The 18,337-nt window shown below is 62.1% G+C and carries 16 protein-coding genes; 8 read left to right on the forward strand and 8 right to left on the reverse strand.

Annotation, left to right across the window (positions count from 1 at the left end; genetic code table 11):
* Nucleotides 1-16 precede the first annotated feature (16 nt).
* Complete coding sequence (locus CAF92_RS09480) at nucleotides 17-739, reverse strand: FadR/GntR family transcriptional regulator (RefSeq protein ID WP_046614056.1); 723 nt, start codon at nucleotides 737-739, stop codon at nucleotides 17-19.
* Between the two features lie 509 nt (nucleotides 740-1,248).
* A complete protein-coding gene (locus tag CAF92_RS09490; protein ID WP_085600487.1) occupies nucleotides 1,249-2,982 on the reverse strand; it encodes an IlvD/Edd family dehydratase in 1,734 nt (577 codons plus the stop codon).
* 183 nt (nucleotides 2,983-3,165) lie between these two features.
* Between CAF92_RS09490 and CAF92_RS09495 the strand changes: the two genes are divergently transcribed.
* The 5 genes from CAF92_RS09495 (at nucleotide 3,166) to CAF92_RS09515 (ending at nucleotide 9,667) form a co-directional block, all read left to right on the forward strand.
* Complete coding sequence (locus CAF92_RS09495) at nucleotides 3,166-4,473, forward strand: MFS transporter (RefSeq protein WP_085600489.1); 1,308 nt, start codon at nucleotides 3,166-3,168, stop codon at nucleotides 4,471-4,473.
* Nucleotides 4,474-4,501: 28 nt separating this feature from the next.
* Nucleotides 4,502-5,491, forward strand: a complete 990-nt coding sequence (gene araD1 / locus CAF92_RS09500; RefSeq protein WP_085600491.1) for an AraD1 family protein — start codon at nucleotides 4,502-4,504, stop codon at nucleotides 5,489-5,491.
* A 204-nt stretch (nucleotides 5,492-5,695) separates the two neighbouring features.
* Nucleotides 5,696-7,270, forward strand: a complete 1,575-nt coding sequence (locus tag CAF92_RS09505; protein ID WP_085600493.1) for an aldehyde dehydrogenase (NADP(+)) — start codon at nucleotides 5,696-5,698, stop codon at nucleotides 7,268-7,270.
* 99 nt (nucleotides 7,271-7,369) lie between these two features.
* On the forward strand, nucleotides 7,370-8,701 hold the full coding sequence (locus CAF92_RS09510; protein ID WP_085600495.1) for an MFS transporter: 1,332 nt from the start codon (nucleotides 7,370-7,372) through the stop codon (nucleotides 8,699-8,701).
* A 9-nt stretch (nucleotides 8,702-8,710) separates the two neighbouring features.
* Nucleotides 8,711-9,667: a D-glycerate dehydrogenase gene (locus CAF92_RS09515; RefSeq protein WP_046614050.1), complete on the forward strand. Its 957-nt coding sequence runs from the start codon at nucleotides 8,711-8,713 to the stop codon at nucleotides 9,665-9,667.
* Between the two features lie 55 nt (nucleotides 9,668-9,722).
* Here CAF92_RS09515 and CAF92_RS09520 read toward each other — a convergent pair whose 3' ends face one another.
* Nucleotides 9,723-10,637: a LysR family transcriptional regulator gene (locus CAF92_RS09520; protein WP_085600497.1), complete on the reverse strand. Its 915-nt coding sequence runs from the start codon at nucleotides 10,635-10,637 to the stop codon at nucleotides 9,723-9,725.
* Nucleotides 10,638-10,819: 182 nt separating this feature from the next.
* Between CAF92_RS09520 and CAF92_RS09525 the strand changes: the two genes are divergently transcribed.
* From CAF92_RS09525 to CAF92_RS09535, 3 genes are read left to right on the forward strand one after another with little or no spacing between them, the layout of a single operon-like run.
* The gene (locus CAF92_RS09525; RefSeq protein WP_085600499.1) at nucleotides 10,820-12,157 is read left to right on the forward strand and encodes a nucleobase:cation symporter-2 family protein; all 1,338 of its coding nucleotides are present in this window, start codon (nucleotides 10,820-10,822) and stop codon (nucleotides 12,155-12,157) included.
* A gap of 58 nt (nucleotides 12,158-12,215) precedes the next feature.
* Nucleotides 12,216-12,722: a nucleoside deaminase gene (locus tag CAF92_RS09530; protein ID WP_085600501.1), complete on the forward strand. Its 507-nt coding sequence runs from the start codon at nucleotides 12,216-12,218 to the stop codon at nucleotides 12,720-12,722.
* Nucleotides 12,723-12,730: 8 nt separating this feature from the next.
* Nucleotides 12,731-13,069 (forward strand): hydroxyisourate hydrolase, encoded by a 339-nt coding sequence (locus tag CAF92_RS09535; RefSeq protein WP_178081774.1) that lies wholly within the window; start codon nucleotides 12,731-12,733, stop codon nucleotides 13,067-13,069.
* A 79-nt stretch (nucleotides 13,070-13,148) separates the two neighbouring features.
* Here CAF92_RS09535 and CAF92_RS09540 read toward each other — a convergent pair whose 3' ends face one another.
* From CAF92_RS09540 to CAF92_RS09560, 5 genes are all read right to left on the reverse strand, one after another.
* A complete protein-coding gene (locus CAF92_RS09540; RefSeq protein ID WP_256573715.1) occupies nucleotides 13,149-13,973 on the reverse strand; it encodes a DUF6708 domain-containing protein in 825 nt (274 codons plus the stop codon).
* 150 nt (nucleotides 13,974-14,123) lie between these two features.
* On the reverse strand, nucleotides 14,124-14,924 hold the full coding sequence (locus tag CAF92_RS27830) for a DUF6708 domain-containing protein (protein ID WP_371916239.1): 801 nt from the start codon (nucleotides 14,922-14,924) through the stop codon (nucleotides 14,124-14,126).
* 155 nt (nucleotides 14,925-15,079) lie between these two features.
* On the reverse strand, nucleotides 15,080-15,883 hold the full coding sequence (locus CAF92_RS27835; RefSeq protein WP_346642064.1) for a DUF6708 domain-containing protein: 804 nt from the start codon (nucleotides 15,881-15,883) through the stop codon (nucleotides 15,080-15,082).
* A gap of 164 nt (nucleotides 15,884-16,047) precedes the next feature.
* Nucleotides 16,048-16,512, reverse strand: a complete 465-nt coding sequence (locus CAF92_RS09555; RefSeq protein ID WP_085600503.1) for a DUF6708 domain-containing protein — start codon at nucleotides 16,510-16,512, stop codon at nucleotides 16,048-16,050.
* A gap of 474 nt (nucleotides 16,513-16,986) precedes the next feature.
* The coding region (locus tag CAF92_RS09560; protein WP_256573716.1) for an oxidoreductase at nucleotides 16,987-18,337 on the reverse strand (1,351 nt) is incomplete at its 5' end.

Here is an 18,337-nt window from a genome sequence, read left to right on the forward strand (position 1 = left end):
AGGCCCGGTTGATACCTCAGCTCGTCGGGTCCTGCCCCAACACCTTGGCCAGCGCCACGCGGGCATCTTCAAGCTGTACCAGTGAAGCATGCCGCGCCCCCAGCGCATCGCCGTTCTGGATAGCGGTCAGAATCGCCTTGTGCCGGGGCAGGGCGAGCTGGTCGAAGTTCGCGCGCTGGTTGGAGTAGCGCACCGATTCGCGCAGCGCCATCGACAGCATGTTGCACAGGTAGGCCAGCAGGTCGTTGTGGGTGGCGTCGGCGATGCGGGCGTGGAAGTCCAGGTCGGGTTGCAGGCGTTCTTCGTGGTTGCGTGCGGCTTCCATGCGTTGGTAGGCCTCGGCGATCGAATCGACGTCGTCGGCGCTGGCGTTGGTGGCGGCCAGTGCGGCGGCGGCGGGTTCGATGACCCAGCGTACGCTGCTCAGCATGTTGAAGAATTCTTGCTGTGGCGTGGCCTGCATCAGCCAGTGCAGTACGTCGGGGTCGAGCATGTGCCAGTCATGGCGCGGCCGGACCAGGGTACCCACCCGCGGGCGGGCCTCGACCAGGCCCTTGGCAGTCAGGGCGCGCATCGCCTCGCGGAACACCGGCCGGCTGATTGCGTAGGCTTCGCACAGGCTTGCCTCGGAGGGCAGCTTCTGCCCGGGTGCGAGTTGGCCGGATACGATCTGTACGCCAAGGTCCTGGACCAGGGTGGCGTGCATGCTCTTGCGCGTGGTGGGTTGGCGGTAGTTCATGTGCGGCGGGGCGGATCCTTCGGGCGGGGGGCAGCATCATAGCATTAGCGCGTCGACGCGGTGCATGGCACCGGCTGCGCCGGTGTTCGCGGCTGAAGCCGCTCCCACAGGTGTAGTGTCAAATCGAAGCCAGCGTAGTGCCTGTGGGAGCGGGTTTACCCGCGAAGCAGGCGACGCGGTGCATGGCACCGGCTTTGCCGGTGTTCGCGGCTGAAGCCGCTCCCACAGGTGTAGTGTTAACTCGAAGCCAGCGCAGTGCCTGTGGGAGCGGGTTTACCCGCGAAGAATCCGGCGCGATCGATGGCACCGGCTTTGCCGGTGTTCGCGGGCATGCCCTGATGCCAGTCAATTAAGCGGTCTGGGGGCCGCTTTGCGGCCCATCGCCGGCAAGCCGGGCTCCCACAGGTACGGCGCAGACCCCAACAGCTTCGCAGTCCCTGTGGGAGCCCGGCTTGCCGGCGATGGGCTGCGCAGCAGCCCCGATGACGCTAACCGACAGGCTTCAGGCCTTAGTGCGAGTGCTTGGGCACCGCCGCCCCTCGGCAACCGACCAGGAAGTCGAAGTCGCAACCTTCGTCGGCCTGCATGACGTGGTCCAGGTACAGCCTGGCGTAACCACCGCTGATCAGCTGCGGCGGGGCTTGCAGGTCGGCCAGGCGGCCGGCCAGTTCCTGGTCGGAAATGTCCAGGTGCAGGCGACCCTCCTTGCAATCCAGTTCGATCCAGTCACCCTCACGCACGGCAGCCAATGGCCCGCCAGCTGCCGCTTCCGGCGCCACGTGCAGCACTACGGTGCCGTAGGCGGTGCCGCTCATGCGAGCATCGGAAATGCGCACCATGTCGGTCACGCCCTGGGCCAGCAGCTTGGCCGGCAGGCCCATGTTGCCGACCTCGGCCATGCCCGGGTAACCCTTGGGCCCGCAATGCTTCATCACCAGTACGGAACTGGCGTCCACCTCCAGCTCGGGGTCGTTGATGCGTGCCTTGTAATCGTCGAAGTTCTCGAACACCACCGCACGGCCACGATGCTGCATCAGCGCCGGGGTGGCGGCTGACGGCTTGAGCACAGCACCCTTGGGCGCCAGGTTGCCGCGCAGGATGCAGATACCGCCGTCGGCCACCAGCGGCTTGTCGAGCGGGCGGATCACCTCTTCGTCATACAGCGGTGCGGCCTGGCAGTTGTCCCACAGGCTCTTGCCGTTGGCAGTCAGCGCGGCAGGGTTGGGCAGCAGGCCGTGTTCGCCCAGGCGGCGGATGACCGCAGGCAGGCCGCCGGCATAGTAGAACTCTTCCATCAGGAATCGGCCCGAGGGCTGCAGGTCGACCAAGGTTGGCGTACCGCGGCCGATGCGGGTCCAGTCTTCCAGCTGCAGGTCCACCCCGATGCGCCCGGCAATGGCCTTGAGGTGAATCACCGCGTTGGTCGAGCCACCGATGGCGGCGTTGACGCGGATGGCGTTCTCGAAGGCTTCGCGGGTGAGGATTTTCGACAGGCGCAGGTCTTCGCGCACCATGTCGACTATGCGCATGCCCGACAGGTGGGCCAGCACGTAGCGGCGTGCATCTACCGCCGGGATTGCGGCGTTGTGCGGCAGCGAGGTGCCCAGCGCTTCGGCCATGCAGGCCATGGTCGAGGCGGTGCCCATGGTGTTGCAGGTACCTGCCGAGCGCGACATGCCGGCCTCGGCCGAGAGGAACTCGTTGAGGTCGATCTGGCCAGCCTTGTAGGCCTCGTGCATCTGCCAGACGATGGTGCCGGCGCCAATGTCCTTGCCTTTGTGCTTGCCGTTCAGCATCGGCCCGCCGGTAACCACGATCGCTGGCACGTCACAGCTCGCCGCGCCCATCAGCAGCGCCGGGGTGGTCTTGTCACAGCCGGTCAGCAGCACCACGGCGTCCACCGGGTTGCCACGGATCGCTTCCTCCACGTCCATGCTCGCCAGGTTGCGGGTGAGCATGGCGGTGGGGCGCAGGTTGGACTCGCCGCTGGAAAACACCGGGAACTCCACCGGGAAGCCGCCAGCCTCCAGCACACCCTTCTTGACGTGTTCGGCAATCTTGCGGAAGTGCGCGTTGCACGGGGTCAGCTCCGACCAGGTGTTGCAGATGCCGATGATCGGCTTGCCCTGGAATTCGTGGTCCGGAATGCCTTGGTTCTTCATCCAGCTGCGGTACATGAAACCGTTCTTGTCAGCGGTGCCGAACCATTGGGCGGAGCGCAGAGGGCGTTTGTGATCAGACATGGGGGTACCTAATTAGTATTACTATTTGTCGTTGTGGTGTCGAATGTACTGAGAAAAATGGTCTCTGTGAAGGCTTGTTGATTTAAATAGTAATACTATAAGATCGTTCACCCAGGTCAGAGGTCTGCCAAAAAGTCCCCGGCCGGTGCTGTACCCATTACAAGAACAATTGGAGACATCGCCATGATTCAGGAGCAGCGGCTCGTCCGCCTGATCACACTGAAACTCATCCCTTTTCTGGTACTGCTTTACCTGGTGGCCTATGTCGACCGTTCCGCGGTGGGCTTCGCCAAGCTGTACATGGGCGCCGACATCGGCCTGGGTGACGCTGCCTACGGCCTTGGTGCCGGGCTCTTCTTCATTGGTTACTTCCTGTTCGAGGTGCCGAGCAACCTGTTGCTCGACCGCTTTGGCGCCCGCCGCTGGTTCGCCCGCATCCTGGTCACCTGGGGCGCGATCACCGTCGGCATGGCCTTCGTCACCGGGCCCAACGGTTTCTACGTGATGCGCTTTCTGCTGGGGGCGGCCGAGGCGGGCTTCTTCCCGGGCGTGCTGTACTACATCACCCAGTGGTACCCGGTACGCCATCGCGGCAAGATCCTCGGCTTCTTCATCCTCTCCCAGCCGCTGGCAATGCTGATCACCGGGCCGCTCTCGGGCGCGCTGCTGGGGCTCGATGGCATCTACGGCCTGCATGGCTGGCAATGGCTGTTCATCTGCATTGGTACCCCGGCGGTGTTGCTGGCCTGGCCGACCCTGCGCCTGTTGCCGGATAGCCCGGCCAAGGTGCGCTGGCTCAGCGACGAGCAACGCAGCTGGCTGCAGGAGCAACTGGCCAACGACCTGCGCGAGTTCGGCCAGACCCGCCATGGCAATCCGTTGCATGCCCTGAAGGACAGCCGGGTGCTGTTGCTGGCGCTGTTCTACCTGCCGGTGACCCTGAGCATCTATGGCCTTGGCCTTTGGCTACCCACGCTGATCCATCAGTTCGGCGGCAGTGACCTGGTCACCGGTTTCGTTTCGGCCGTGCCTTACCTGTTCGGCATCATCGGCCTGCTGATCGTGCCGCGTAGCTCCGACCGCCTGAACGACCGCTATGGCCACCTCGGCCTGCTTTACGCCCTGGGGGCAATCGGCCTGTTCCTCAGCGCGTGGCTGAGCGTGCCGGCCATGCAGCTGGCGGCACTGTGCCTGGTGGCGTTCGCGTTGTTCTCCTGCACCGCCATTTTCTGGACCTTGCCGGGCCGGTTCTTCTCCGGGGCCAGCGCCGCAGCCGGCATCGCCTTGATCAACTCGATCGGCAACCTCGGCGGCTACCTGGGCCCGTTCGGTATCGGCGCGCTCAAGGAGCACACCGGGCAGCTTTCGTCGGGGCTGTATTTCCTGGCCGTGGTGATGCTGTTCGGGCTGTTGCTCACCGGGGTTGTCTACAACTGCCTGGAGCGCCGCCAGCGCCTGGCTTCCACGCGGGCAGCCGAGGCCTCCCGCTAATTTTCGCAACCGAGAAGCGAGCACAAACATGCGATTGATCCAATTTGAAACCGCCACCGGCGAGCGCTGCGTGGGCGTGGTGGAAGGCGATTACGCCCTGCAGGTGCAGGGCGCTGGCAGCACCCGCCAGCTGGCCCTGCAAGCCATTGCCGCCGGCCGTGACCTGGCCGCTGAAGTGCAGGCTGCCGGCCTGGGCGAGCGCCACGACTACCTGGCCCTGCTGGCCGAAGGCCGCGTGTTGCCACCACTGGACCACCCGGACCCGGCGCACTGCCTGGTCACCGGCACCGGGCTGACCCACCTGGGCAGCGCCGCTACCCGCGACAAGATGCATCAGCAGCAGGCCGAAGGCGCGGTGACCGACAGCATGCGCATGTTCCAGTGGGGCCTCGAGGGCGGTCGGCCGCCGGCAGGCGAGGAGGGCGCCCAGCCGGAGTGGTTCTACAAGGGCGACGGTGGCATCGTCGTGCGCCCTGGCGACGACCTGCCGCTGCCGGCGTTCGCCGAGGATGCCGGCGAGGAGCCGGAGCTGGTCGGGCTGTACCTGATCGGTGCCGACGGCACGCCCTACCGCCTTGGCTACGCATTGGGCAACGAGTTTTCCGACCATGTGATGGAGCGGCGCAACTACCTGTACCTGGCCCATTCCAAGCTGCGCGCCTGCAGCTTCGGCCCAGAGCTGCGCCTGGGTGCGCTGCCGGCCCACCTGGAAGGCACCAGCCGTATTTTGCGCAATGGCCAGGAGCTGTGGCGCAAGCCGTTCCTGTCGGGCGAGCAGAACATGTGCCACAGCTTCGAGAACCTCGAGTTCCACCACTTCAAGTACACCCAGTTCCTGCGCCCTGGCGATATCCACGTGCATTACTTCGGCACCGCTACGCTGTCGTTCGCCGACGGCATCCAGGCGCGGCCGGGCGACACCTTCGAAGTCAGCCTCGACGCCTTCGGCCAGCCGCTGCGCAATGGCATTGCAGCAGCGCCCGGGCAGGTTCGCCCCGGGGTGGTGAAAAGCCTTTGAGCTCGCTGCCAGCCGGTTGATGAATCGGGGCCGCTTTGCGGCCCTTCGCGGGCTCGCCCGCTCCCACAAATACGGCGCAAGCTGCCAGAACTGCGCGGTCCCTGTGGGAGCTGGCTTGCCTGCGATGGGCTGCGCAGCAGCCCCCTTTCCGCTAACTGCCTGACACGAGCATCTGAACCTTCTTTCTCATTACAGGAGTCAACCATGACCGGAAGCAACTTCATTGGCGGCCAGCGCAGCGCCGCCGGCAGCGTGCGCCTGCAAAGCCTCGATGCGCGTACCGGCGAAGCCTTGCCGCAGGCCTTTGCCCAGGCCACCCCGGAAGAGGTGGACGCCGCCGCGCAGGCTGCCGAAGCGGCCTTCGCCGAATACAACGCCTTGGCGCCGCAGCGCCGTGCGCAGTTCCTCGATGCCATTGCCGACCAGCTGGATGCGCTGGACGACACCTTTGTCGCCACCGTGTGCCGCGAAACCGCACTGCCGGCCGGGCGCATCCAGGGCGAGCGGGCGCGTACCAGCAACCAGATGCGCCTGTTCGCCACGGTGCTTCGCCGTGGCGACTATCTGGGTGCTCGCATCGACCGTGCCCAGCCACAGCGTCAGCCGCTGCCGCGCCCCGACCTGCGCCAGTACCGTACCGGCGTCGGCCCGGTAGCGGTGTTCGGTGCCAGCAACTTCCCGCTGGCCTTCTCCACCGCAGGGGGGGATACCGCCGCAGCGCTGGCTGCCGGCTGCCCGGTCGTGGTCAAGGCGCACAGCGGCCACATGGCCACTGCCGAACGGGTGGCCGAGGCCATCGAGCGAGCGGTCGTGGCCACCGGCATGCCCGCGGGCGTGTTCAACATGATCTACGGCGCCGGTGTCGGCGAAGCGCTGGTGCGCCACCCGGCGATCCAGGCCGTGGGCTTCACCGGTTCGCTCAAGGGCGGCCGCGCGCTGTGCGAGCTGGCTGCGGCGCGCCCGCAGCCGATTCCGGTGTTCGCCGAAATGAGCAGCATCAACCCGGTGCTGGTCTTGCCAGCGGCCTTGCAGGCCAGGGGCGAGCAGGTGGCCAGGGAGCTGGCCGCTTCGGTGGTGCTGGGCTGCGGGCAGTTCTGCACCAACCCGGGGCTGGTCATCGGTATTGCCGGCGAAGCGTTCAGTACCTTCCTCACGGCCCTTGGCGCGCATCTGGCCGACCAGGCCGGGCAGACCATGCTCAATGCCGGCACCTTGCGCAGTTATAGCCAAGGTGTGCAACGCCTGCTCCAGCACCCGGGCGTGCGCCATCTGGCCGGTGCCGAGCAGGCGGGTGACCAGGCCCAGGCACAGCTGTTCCAGGCCGATGTGAGCTTGCTGCTGAACGGTGACGCACTGCTTCAGGAAGAGGTCTTCGGGCCTGCCACGGTGGCCGTCGCAGTAGCCGACGAAGCCGAACTGCGCCGCGCCGTGCAAGCCCTGCATGGGCAACTGACTGCAACCCTGATTGCCGAGCCGGAGGACTTCCAGCGCTTCGCCGCGCTGGTGCCGGTGCTGCAGCGCAAGGCCGGGCGCCTACTGGTCAATGGTTACCCGACCGGCGTTGAAGTATGCGATGCCATGGTGCATGGCGGGCCATACCCGGCCACGTCCGATGCTCGTGGGACCTCGGTCGGCACCTTGGCCATCGACCGCTTCCTGCGCCCGGTGTGCTACCAGGACTACCCGGACGCGCTATTGCCCGATGCCCTGAAAAACGCCAACCCGCTGGGCCTGCAACGCCTGGTCGACGGCCAGCACAGCCGCGAGGCGCTGGCCTGACGCCTTGAGCTCCGACGTTGAATCGCTGCCCCCCGCCCGGCCAAGGCCAGGGCGGGCATTCGACCTATACCCCAAGAACAACAACAAGAGGTTGCAGCCATGCCCAGTCGTTCCTTGCCCGCCGACCTGATCGCGCGGGAGTCGCTGGATAACCACCTGTTCCGCAAGATCAACTGGCGCATCGTGCCGCTGTTCATCGTGTGTTTCCTGTTCGCCTACCTGGACCGCGTCAACATCAGTTTTGCCAAGCTGCAGATGCAGAGTGCGCTGGGTTTCAGCGACGCGGTCTACGGCCTGGGCGCGAGCCTGTTCTTCGTCGGCTACTTCCTGTTCGAGGTGCCGAGCAACGTGTTGCTGCACCGCATCGGCGCGCGCATCTGGATCGCCCGCATCATGATCAGCTGGGGCCTGGCCTCGGCGGCGATGATGTTCGTCACCAGCGAAACCTGGTTCTACGTGCTGCGTTTCCTCATCGGCGTGATGGAAGCCGGTTTCGTGCCTGGGGTGTTGTACTTCTTCACCCAGTGGTACCCCAGCGACCGCCGTGCGCGCATCAATGCCTATTTCAAGAGTTCGATCTGCCTGTGCGGCATCGTCGGTGGCCCGTTGGCGGGGTTCATCCTCAGCCACTTCGACGGGGTCAACGGGCTGGCCGGCTGGCAGTGGCTGTTCCTGCTCGAGGGGCTGCCGTCGGTACTGCTGGGCCTGCTGGTGCTGTGGCTGGTCAGTGACCGCATCGAGGATGCCCGCTGGCTCGACGCCGAAGAAAAGCGCTACCTGCGCGAGCGTCTCGATGCCGAGCCCAGGCCCGAAGGGGGCAGCTCGGTTCGCGCCATCCTGCGCGAGCCGGCCTCGGTGGCGTTGTCGGCGATCTACCTGTGCCTGGTGATGGCTCTGACCGGGCTGCTGTTCTGGATGCCACAGTTGATTCGCAACGCTGGCGTGGCCGATGCCATGGACATCGGCTTGCTGACCATGATCCCGTACCTGGTGGCGGTGGTGGGCAACCTGCTGATCGGCCGCAGCTCCGACCTGCGCGGCGAGCGCCGCTGGCACATGGCGAGCTGTGCCGCCATGACCACCGCAGGCTATGCGCTGTGCGCCGGTTTCAGCGGCCAGCTGTGGCTGCTGATGCTGGGCATGAGCCTGGTCATGACCGGGATCATCGCCTGGATGCCGATCTTCTGGACCCTGCCGCCGAAGTACCTGGCCGGCCTGGCGGCGGCGGCGGGTATTGCGCTGATCAACTCCATCGGCCAGCTCGGCGGCATTGTCGGCCCGTATCTGGTCGGCAGGGTACGCGACGTCAGCGGGTCGCCAACCCCGGCACTGTGGTTGCTCACTGCAGTCAGCCTGCTGGCAGTGATATTGATCATCTGGGGCGTCCCGCGCCGGCTGTACGCGGCTCAACCTGAAACGCGCATCGACTGAGGAGGTTCCATGCAACGTGTCGTTTCCTTCGGCCCCATTTCCAGCGCCGAGGTGCTGGCCGACCTGGGCCGGCGTTACCACTTTCAGCGTTTCGACCAGCCGCTGGCCGACCGCGAACGCTTTCTTGCGGCGCTGGCCACTGCCGACGGGCTGATCGGCAGTACCTTGCCGCTGGGTGCGGAGCTGCTTGACCGGGCCCCGGCATTAAAGGCCATTGCCAGCGTCTCTGCGGGTTTTGACAACTATGACCTGGCGTACTTGCGCAAGCGCGGTATCCGCTTGACCAACACCCCGGATGCGGTGACCGAAGCCACCGCCGATACCGGGTTCATGTTGCTGATGATGGCTGCCCGACGCGCTGGCGAGCTGGCGCAGATGGTGCGTGATGGCGAGTGGACGCACGCTATCGACGCCACGCGCTTCGGCCGCGATGTGCACGGCAAGACCTTGGGTATCGTCGGGCTTGGCCGCATCGGTGCGGCGGTGGCCAGGCGCGGGCATTTCGGTTTTGGCATGCAGGTGCTGTACAGCGGCAATAGTGACAAGCCCGAGTATGAAGCGCAGTTCGCCGCAAGGCGGGTACCGCTGCAACAATTGTTGGGCGAGGCGCACTTCGTCTGCGTCTGCGTGCCGCTGAGTCCGGCCACGCATCACTTGTTCGGCCGCGAGCAGTTCGCAGCCATGCGGGCCGATGCAGTGTTCGTCAACATCGCCCGTGGTGCTGTGGTCGATGAGGCCGCGCTGGTGCAAGCGCTGGTCGAGGGGCAGCTCGGCGCGGCCGGGTTGGACGTGTTCGAGCAAGAGCCGCTGCCGGCCGCCTCGCCGTTGCTGGCGTTGCCCCAGGTGGTGGCGCTGCCGCACATCGGCTCGGCCACCGTCGAGGCGCGTGCATTGATGGCGCGTACTGCGGCGGCCGAGCTGGCAGCGGTACTCGAGGGCAGGGCACCGAACCATCCTGTTCTGTAGGGCTGCACGCAGCCAGCAAGAGGCACCGTCCAGCAGGCGCCGGTATCGACCTGGCTTACAAGGTGGTCGAGCGCCCCAGCCGGTCAACCTCGAACACCTTGCTGCGCTGCAGGCTCTCCCGCAGGTAGCGCGCCGCCGGGCCCGGCTGGCGCTTGCGGTGCCACAGCAGGTCTACACCCACCAGCCAGTCGGTGTGGGGGTACGCCTCCAGCTGCAACTCAACCAGTTGGCCGCTTTCCAGCTCGCGCTGCACCAGCTGGCGCGGCAGGGTCGCCCAGCCAAGCCCGGCACGGACCATTTCTACCAGCGCCAGGTAACTCTCCGCCTGCCATAGCTGCCCGGCACGCAGGTATTCGCTGCTGGGCAGTTTGTCGGCATGGGCGGCGAAAGCCAGCCGTCGATGGGCGTTGAGGTCGGCGAAACTCACCGGGCACTGGCGCGCCAGGGCGAACCCGGGCTTGCACACATGGGTCATGATCAGCTTGCCCAGTTGCTGGAAGGCCAGCTCCGGTGGGTAGTCGGGCTGGGCGAAGGTCACCCCCAGGTCGGCCTCGCCAGCCAGGATCATTTCACTGACATCACCGTGCACCGGGTGGCGGATCAGCAGGTCGACAAAGGGAAACGCCTGGTCGAAGCCTTTGAATGGTGGGATAAGCGGCCCATACGGTACTTCGATCGCCAGGGTCAGGGTGGCTTCTACCTGGCCGGCCAGGCTGTCGGCGCTCCCCTCCAGCGCGTAGCAGCGCTCGAGGATGCCCTCGGCCCGCAGCAACAGCTTGTGGCCGGCGGCAGTCAGCTTGGGGATGCGGCTGGAGCGGTCGAACAGCTGCACGCCCAGGTCGGTTTCCAGGTTGCTGATCGCTGCACTGACCGTCGACTGGGTGCGCCCCAGCCGTCGCGCTGCGGCAGAGAACGAGCCGGCTTGAACGGCACCGACGAAAACCTGCAGTTGCTCAAGGGAAAAGCGCATTGTTCGATCCTTTCTACCGCTCGATCCATCGATAGTAACGATGGTTAATCATTTGCTCCATCGGTGATTTCACAGGATTCTTCACCTCGACATCGGTGTCAGCTGCCCAGGCTTTCCTGCGCTGCATGTCACTCCGGGCGCCTTCAACAATAAAAAGAGCCGCATTTGAGGAGAGTCACGACATGAGCCAATCCAAGATCCATCCCGTGGACCAGGTCCTGCCCCCGCGGGAGCTGTTCACCTTCGGTCTGCAGCATGTTCTGGTGATGTACGCCGGCGCCGTCGCGGTGCCGTTGATTCTGGGCAGTGCCCTGGGCCTGAGCCAGGCCCAGGTGGTCACGCTGATCAATGCCAACTTGCTGACCTCCGGCATTGCCACTTTGCTCCAGACCCTCGGCCTGTGGCGCTTCGGCGCGCGCCTGCCGCTGATCCAGGGCTGTTCGTTCATTGCTTTGGCGCCGATGATCATGATCGGCAAGGCGTTCGGCCTGGCGCATGTGTTCGGCGCGGTCATCGCCGCCGGTGCGCTGACGATTGCCATTGCACCGCTGTTCAGCCGGTTGCTGCGGTTCTTTCCGCCAGTGGTGATCGGCAGCCTGATCACGGTCATCGGCATTTCGCTGATGCCGGCCGCAGCCATCTGGCTTGGCGGAGGGCAGCCTGGCTCTGCGGACTTCGGCAAGCCGGCCAACCTGCTGCTCGGTGTGGCGACGGTAGCGATCACGCTGGTGATCCATGCCCGTTTTCGTGGGTTCATCGGCAACCTCAGCGTGCTGCTGGGGCTGATTGCCGGCAGCCTGGTGGCCGCGGTCTGCGGCATGACGGATTTCAGCCAGGTCTCGGCTGCGGCATGGTTCGAGCTCAGCGCGCCGATGGCGTTCGGCGTGCCGCAGTTCTCGTTCACCCCGGTACTGATCATGCTGTTGGCGATGCTGGTGATCATGGCTGAGACCACCGGCAATTGCCTGGCCATCGGCAAGCTGACGGGCCGGCCCACTGACCAGCGTACCCTTGCCAATGCGTTCCGCGCCGATGGCCTGTCGACCATGCTAGGCGGCATGTTCAACAGCTTTCCCTACAACGCGTTCACGCAGAACACCGGGCTGATTGCGCTGTCCGGGGTCAAGAGCCGCTACGTGGTCGCCGCCGCCGGCGCGATCATGGTGCTGATGGGGCTGTTCCCCAAGCTGGGGGCGCTGATTGCCAGTGTGCCGACGCCGGTCCTGGGCGGCTGCGCCATCGTAATGTTCGGCATGACCACCGTGGCCGGTATCCAGGAGCTTGCCCGGGTGCGTTTCGAGGGCACCCGCAACGGCTTGGTGGTGGCGGTATCGGTCAGCATCGGCGTGCTGCCGATGTCGATGCCGGCGCTGTTCGGGCATGTCAGCGGCCCGCTGAAACTGGTACTCGAGAGCGGGATCTTTCTCGCCGCCGTCAGCGCCATCCTGCTCAACCTGTTGCTCAACCGCGCGCCTGATACCAGCACCCGGAACGCCGCCGATAGCGGCCTGGCCAACTGAACCTTGTTCACGCGCGCCAGTTGGCGCGCGTTCCATCATCCCTCAGGGAGGACCGTTCGTGACCTTTTCAAACCACCAAGACACCGGCCTGTCCGCACTCGACCTGGACCTGCTGCGCCAGTCGATTCGTCTGTCCGAGCAAGCCCGCGAGGAAGGCCGGCATCCGTTCGCTGCCATTGTCGCCGATGCCCAGGGCCGGGTCGTCGCCAGTGCCGGCAACAACTCCATGCCCCCGCAGGGCGACCCGACCCAGCATGCCGAACTGGTCGCCGCAGCCCGTGCAGCCAGGCTGCTGACGCCTGAGCAACTGGCCTCCTGCACGTTGTACACCAGTGCCGAGCCTTGCTGCATGTGTGCCGGCGCGGTCTACTGGACCGGCATCGGCCGGGTGGTGTACGCGCTGTCGGAACATGCCCTGCTTGGACTGACCGGTGCCCACCCGGAAAACCCCACCTTCGCCTTGCCGTGCCGCGAGGTGTTCGCCCGCGGGCAGCGTGTCGTGCAGGTGCACGGGCCGGTATTGGAGGATGAGGCGGCGCAGGCCCACCGGGGGTTCTGGGCATGAGCGGCGGGGTGTCCGTGCATGTGGTCGACATTGCCAGCGGGCGAGCTGCCGAAGGCTTGTGCCTGAGCATCGGGGCGCCCGGCGCGGCACCGATCGCCGAGGGCTGCATCGACGCGCGTGGGCAGTGGCCGGAACTGGCGGCGCTGAGCGGGCGGTTTCCCGTCGGCGTGTACGAAGTGCGTTTGCAGGTGGCGCAGTTCTACCGCCAGATCGGTGTGGGGTTACCCGAGATACCGTTCCTCGACGAGCTGGTTTACCGCTTCGGCATTGGGGATGCACAGGCCCACTATCATTTGCCCTTCAAGATCACCGCCTGGGGTGTCAGTTGCTTTCGGGGTGGTGCATGAGCAACGTACAAGCCAATGACAATCCAACGCCTTGTCTGATTTGCAGCCAAGGTGCTTGCCGAGCCTTCAACATCCCGCGCTAGCGGTTTAGAAGACTTCCCGTTGTCGGGGCACTGCGAGACTCAAGGTCGATTTCCGCTGGCCATCGCACCTTGGGGGCGAGGTATCGCATCGGGTTCAGACCATTGCCAACCTTCTGATCCTGCAAAGCGCTTATAGAGTCAGGAAGAGCGTCATAGCCACTTTGCATGTACAAACGTGCCAGTGCCCAATACTGCTTGCCTTGCTCTATGTCGTCACACAGGAACAGGCGCTCGATGACTTCCTCGGTGCCTGTTTTGCGAACCGATATCATCACATTTTCAATGAGGCCGCCGTAACCCATCGGGGCGTATACCCTGTAGACCTCGGCAGTGAGGTCAGCCCAGTCATAGGCCACAGGGTTTACTCCCCAGCCCTTGCTGCCGAAGGGGTATAAGCGATCAAACCTGTATTCATAAAAATAGACTTTTTGGCGTGCTCTATTGAAACGTATGGGTTCATCGCGAGGAAGTCGTAGGTCCATACGAAACAATGGAAAAAAGGCCCAGGTTGAAAGAGTTACAATCATGAGGCCTATGGTCGTAATTTCAATTCCCGATTGCCAGTCGTCGAGGAGGGAAGTGAAGATGTCTGGCACGATAAACACCATTGTGTAAATTAGAATAATCAAGCCGCCGAAAAAAGAAATCCCCCGCACGCTGACCGAGGACCGAGGGAACTCGATAAATATACGTCCAGCCCGATTTATTTTTAAATTGGATGCCAAACACACCTCGCGCTGCGCGGGTGCAATATCATGCGGAGGAAGATCATACTTCCAGCCCACCCCTCGGGTAGGTAGCATCTTTCTCTTTCCTTTCATGCATTCAGTTCCGTGGAAACAGTGATGAGTGCAAGCAGAGCGGGGAACAACCTGCCGTAGGGCCTGACTGGGCAGTGGCCATGCGGGAAGAGTGAGGCTGCCGCAACCCAGGGCGGCCTATATTTCTAGGCTTGGGGTTCATCGGCCCCCTCATTCAGGGGGGGCAGTACGGGATTCACGGTCAATGTCCTCCGGCCAATGAACCTTTGGTGCCAGGCAATGCATGTGGCTCAGGCCATCGTCGTCGTTCCAGTCACGGGGTGGGTGCACGAACTTCGGCAGGGCTTCGGGGCCTTGCTGCATGTATAGCCGGGCGATGGCCCAGTAGGCCTCGCCTTGGTAGAGGTCGTGAGTGAAGAATACGCGGTCGATGACTTCGTTGGTTTCCGGGTTGCGGATCGACAGCATGACGTTCTCGATCAGGCCCCCGTGGCCAGGGGCGTAGACTCGGTAGACTTCGGCGGTTACGTCGTCCCAATTGTATGCGACCGGTTTGACGCCCCATCGTTTGCGGCTGAAGATGAATATGTGGTCATATCGAAACTCATAAATGTATATCTTTTGGCGGAGTCGATTGAAGCGAATTGGCTCATCTCTAGGCGTAACCAGATCAAGTCTGACATAGGGAATCAAAGCCCATAGTATTGCCGGAGGAAAAATTATTGATATGTTTATTAGCCAATCGCGCTGCCAACCGTCATGCAAAAAACTCCAGTAGAGGCAAAGCGTCAATCCTAGAATAAAAATCAACCCCGGAATCCCGACTAAAAATATGACACCTCGGAGGATAATGCTACTCCGAGGTAACTCGAGATAAACATCATCGAAGTAGTTGGGCGACGGTTTGACACTTGCCCACACTTCCCGCCACTTTGGCACTTCATCTACCTTGGGAAGGTCATGACTCCAGCCTAAAGCGCGCTCCCACAGAACTTTACCATCACGCTTCACTCGTTAATCTCCCTGACATAAATCTCAACGTACTCACTTGGCATCTAAGCAGAGCGTGTAGCAGCTTGCCGTAGGGCCCGGCTGTGCAGGGGCCTTGCGGGAACAGTGAGGCTGCCGCAGCCTATACCTTCTAGGCCCGGGGGGACTCGGCCCTCTCATTCAGATGGGGCAGTACGGGACTCACGGTCAATATTCTCCGGCCAATCAACCTTGGGTGCCAGGCAATGCATGTGGCTCAGGCCATCGTCGTCGTTCCAGTCACGGGGTGGGTGCACGAACTTCGGCAGGGCTTCAGGGCCTTGCTGCATGAATAGCCGAGCGATGGCCCAGTAGGCTTCGCCTTGGTAGAGGTCGTGAGTGAAGAATACGCGGTCGATGACTTCGTTGGTTTCCGGGTTGCGGATCGACAGCATGACGTTCTCGATCAGGCCCCCGTGGCCAGGGGCGTAGACTCGGTAGACTTCGGCGGTCACATCGACCCAGTTGTAGGCGACCGGTTTGACGCCCCATCGTTTGCGGCTGAAGATGAAGATGCGGTCATATCGAAACTCATAAATATATATTTTTTGGCGTAGTCGATTGAAGCGAATTGGCTCGTCCCTAGGGGCAACCAGATCAAGCTTGATGTAAGGAATCAAGGCCCACAGTATTGCTGAGGCGGTAATTACCAATGATAGATTCATCAGCCAGTCGTGCCGCCAGTCGTCATATAATAAATCCCAGTACAAGTAAAGCGCCATTCCAAAAAGAAAAAGCAGCCCCGCAACACCGATCAGGAATATAACGCCTCGAAGAATGGTGCTGCTCCGTGGCAACTCGAGATAAACATCATCGAAATAGTTTGGCGACGGTTTGACACTCGCCCACACTTCCCGCCACTTTGGCACTTCATCCACCTTGGGAAGGTCATGGCTCCAGCCTAAAGCGCGCTCCCACAGAACTTTACCATCACGCTTCACTCGTTAATCTCCCTGACATAAATCTCAATGTACACACTTGGCATCCAGGCAGAGCGTGTAGCAGCCTGCCGTAGGGCCTGGCTGTGCAGGTGCTTTGCGGGAACAGTGAGGCTGCCGCAACCTATGGCAGCCTATACTTACTACGCTTGGGGGCATCGGCCCTCTTATTCAGATGGGGCTGTACGGGACTCACGGTCAATATCCTCCGGCCAATTAACCTTGGGCGCCAGGCAATGCATGTGGCTCAGGCCATCGTCATCGTTCCAGTCACGGGGTGGGTGCACGAACTTCGGGAGGGCTTCGGGGCCTTGCTGCATGAACAGCCGGGCGATAGCCCAGTAGGCTTCGCCTTGGTAGAGGTTGTGGGTGAAGAACACGCGGTCGATGAATTCGTTGGTTTCCGGGTTGCGTATCGACAGCATGACGTTTTCGATCAGGCCGCCGTGGCCGGGGGCGTAGACTCGGTAGACTTCGGCGGTCACGTCGTCCCAGTTGTAGGCGACAGGTTTGACGCCCCAGTGTTTGCGGCTGAACAGGTAGATGTAGTGAAATCTGAACTGATAGAGATAAATCTTGCGCCGCAGGCGATTGAAGCGGATTGGTTCGTCCCGTGGGAGCAACAGGTCCATTTTTACATATGTCGCAGTAGCCCACATGCCAATCAAAATCGCTAACGATGCGAGGATGTCAGTGCCCCAATTATTCGACCAGTAGATACCAAAAAACCTCCAGTGCATGTAGATTAATGCACCCACAGAAAAACCAAGATTGGTCCCCCTATCAGCACTGTGACACCACGCAAACTAACAGTAGAACGGGGAAGCTCCAGGAACACATCATCACAGTAGTTTGGTGGCGGATCTATATCTTCGAAGCTCAAACGCGGGACTTCATCCGAGCTGACACCAGGCAGATCATGGCTCCAACACAGAGCTCGCTCCGAAAGGATCCTGGGCTTAATCTTCATTCATTAGCTTCCTTAATGCAGACCTCAATATATGCGTCTGGCAGGCTTCTATCCGGCCAATAACTTATCAGCAGTGTCGCGGCTCTAATGGTATGCGGTCCAATCGTAGCCATAAGATTCATAGCGCCCGTAATTTCTAGCCAAGACATATGCGGCTCATTTTGGCTAGGCGACCGTCTTTTTTTTTAACTAAAATGTCACTCTTGTAATCGGGCAGCCTCGGCTGAGAAAAGTCATGGAATGTTGCCGCTTTGGTAAGCGCCTCGGCTCGAACAGGTTGGTACTCATCAAGAACGACAGCCTCTCCGCCACTGAAGTCGGGGAAGGTTCCGTCACCATGTCGATGTACCACAAGCGTCAATCGATAGGCCGAATGCTCATCACGGTATTTGGGCAATATGATTTGGAATTTTAGTTTTTGCTCTAGTCCCAAGCTAAGCAACCCACCAATCTTAGAAGTGGCCGGGTCGCTTAAACGTTTGGATTCGAAATGAATCGCCGTATGTACGCCGAGCGTGGCAGCATTCAGCTCCGCAAACGCTATATCTGCATATTCAGGTGTCTTCCAAGACACGACCGGATTTTCATTGTTAGTCCCAAAGCAGCAGCGTCGCACCCAGCGCTCTAATGCATTAGATTCGCTTTCTTCAGCTGACTTGGCAAATGCGTAAGCGATGAGTGCCAGTACTATAGCCAGACCTAGAGGCCCTAATAGGACGGGCTTGAATATTGCATAGACAAACATACCAGTTGAAGAGACGTACACGACACCCGCACTAAAATAACTCATCGCTGCTGGGTTATCCCCAGCTGCTCGTGCACGTTTAGCAGCAGAAAATGCTTGTGCCGTATCCAAAATCCCGGTTATTGCACCTATCATCGCACCGATTTTTATCAGCGACACTCCAGTTTCTGAGACGCCCTTAGCCCACGACTTTCCAATGGGTTTAGTACTTGAGCTCAACAAGAACCCCACCAGTTCGATATGTCCTCCCAACACTCCCAAATACGATCCTTGCAATGCCAACTTGGCCTCATGCGCCTTCGGCCCAATCTCCGTCTCCGCCTTTTCCTGATTCCTGCCCAGACTGTCCTGCTGCAAATACAAACCGCCTATCGCCAGCAGAACCTCCCAGCTGCCAGCAATCCCGCGCAACCCGGAAAAACCGGTTTTTACCAATCGGGCCGCCTGCTGCGACGTGATCTTCATCCCCTGCAACAACCTGCGCGCATCGGTTTCCAGCGTCCCCGCTGCCACCGAGATATCCACCAGGGCAAGCTGCGCCGCGCTGCTCGCCTGGGTCACGCCCATGCTGGCTTCCTTGAACAACCGCCCATGCACCTCTTCAGCCTTGCCTTCGACCCACACCGTCACACTGATCATGGTGTTGGTGAGCCGTGGATCGAGCACGGCCAGGCTCATCAAGCCGTGCTGGATAATCGGCCGCACCTTGCGCATGGCCTTCATCGAGCCAAACTCGAAGTCA

Source organism: Pseudomonas sp. B10(2017), from assembly GCF_002113295.1.
GTDB lineage: Bacteria > Pseudomonadota > Gammaproteobacteria > Pseudomonadales > Pseudomonadaceae > Aquipseudomonas > Aquipseudomonas pudica.

Bases quoted from the DNA above. Each gene is read 5' to 3' on its own strand.
- araD1 (WP_085600491.1), top strand. From the start codon at position 4,502: ATGCGATTGATCCAATTTGAAACCGCCACCGGCGAGCGCTGCGTGGGC.
- CAF92_RS09490 (WP_085600487.1), bottom strand. From the start codon at position 2,982: ATGTCTGATCACAAACGCCCTCTGCGCTCCGCCCAATGGTTCGGCACC.
- CAF92_RS09515 (WP_046614050.1), top strand. From the start codon at position 8,711: ATGCAACGTGTCGTTTCCTTCGGCCCCATTTCCAGCGCCGAGGTGCTG.
- CAF92_RS09505 (WP_085600493.1), top strand. From the start codon at position 5,696: ATGACCGGAAGCAACTTCATTGGCGGCCAGCGCAGCGCCGCCGGCAGC.
- CAF92_RS09555 (WP_085600503.1), bottom strand. From the start codon at position 16,512: ATGGACCTGTTGCTCCCACGGGACGAACCAATCCGCTTCAATCGCCTG.
- CAF92_RS09480 (WP_046614056.1), bottom strand. From the start codon at position 739: ATGAACTACCGCCAACCCACCACGCGCAAGAGCATGCACGCCACCCTG.
- CAF92_RS09525 (WP_085600499.1), top strand. From the start codon at position 10,820: ATGAGCCAATCCAAGATCCATCCCGTGGACCAGGTCCTGCCCCCGCGG.
- CAF92_RS09510 (WP_085600495.1), top strand. From the start codon at position 7,370: ATGCCCAGTCGTTCCTTGCCCGCCGACCTGATCGCGCGGGAGTCGCTG.
- CAF92_RS09540 (WP_256573715.1), bottom strand. From the start codon at position 13,973: ATGAAAGGAAAGAGAAAGATGCTACCTACCCGAGGGGTGGGCTGGAAG.
- CAF92_RS09520 (WP_085600497.1), bottom strand. From the start codon at position 10,637: ATGCGCTTTTCCCTTGAGCAACTGCAGGTTTTCGTCGGTGCCGTTCAA.
- CAF92_RS09495 (WP_085600489.1), top strand. From the start codon at position 3,166: ATGATTCAGGAGCAGCGGCTCGTCCGCCTGATCACACTGAAACTCATC.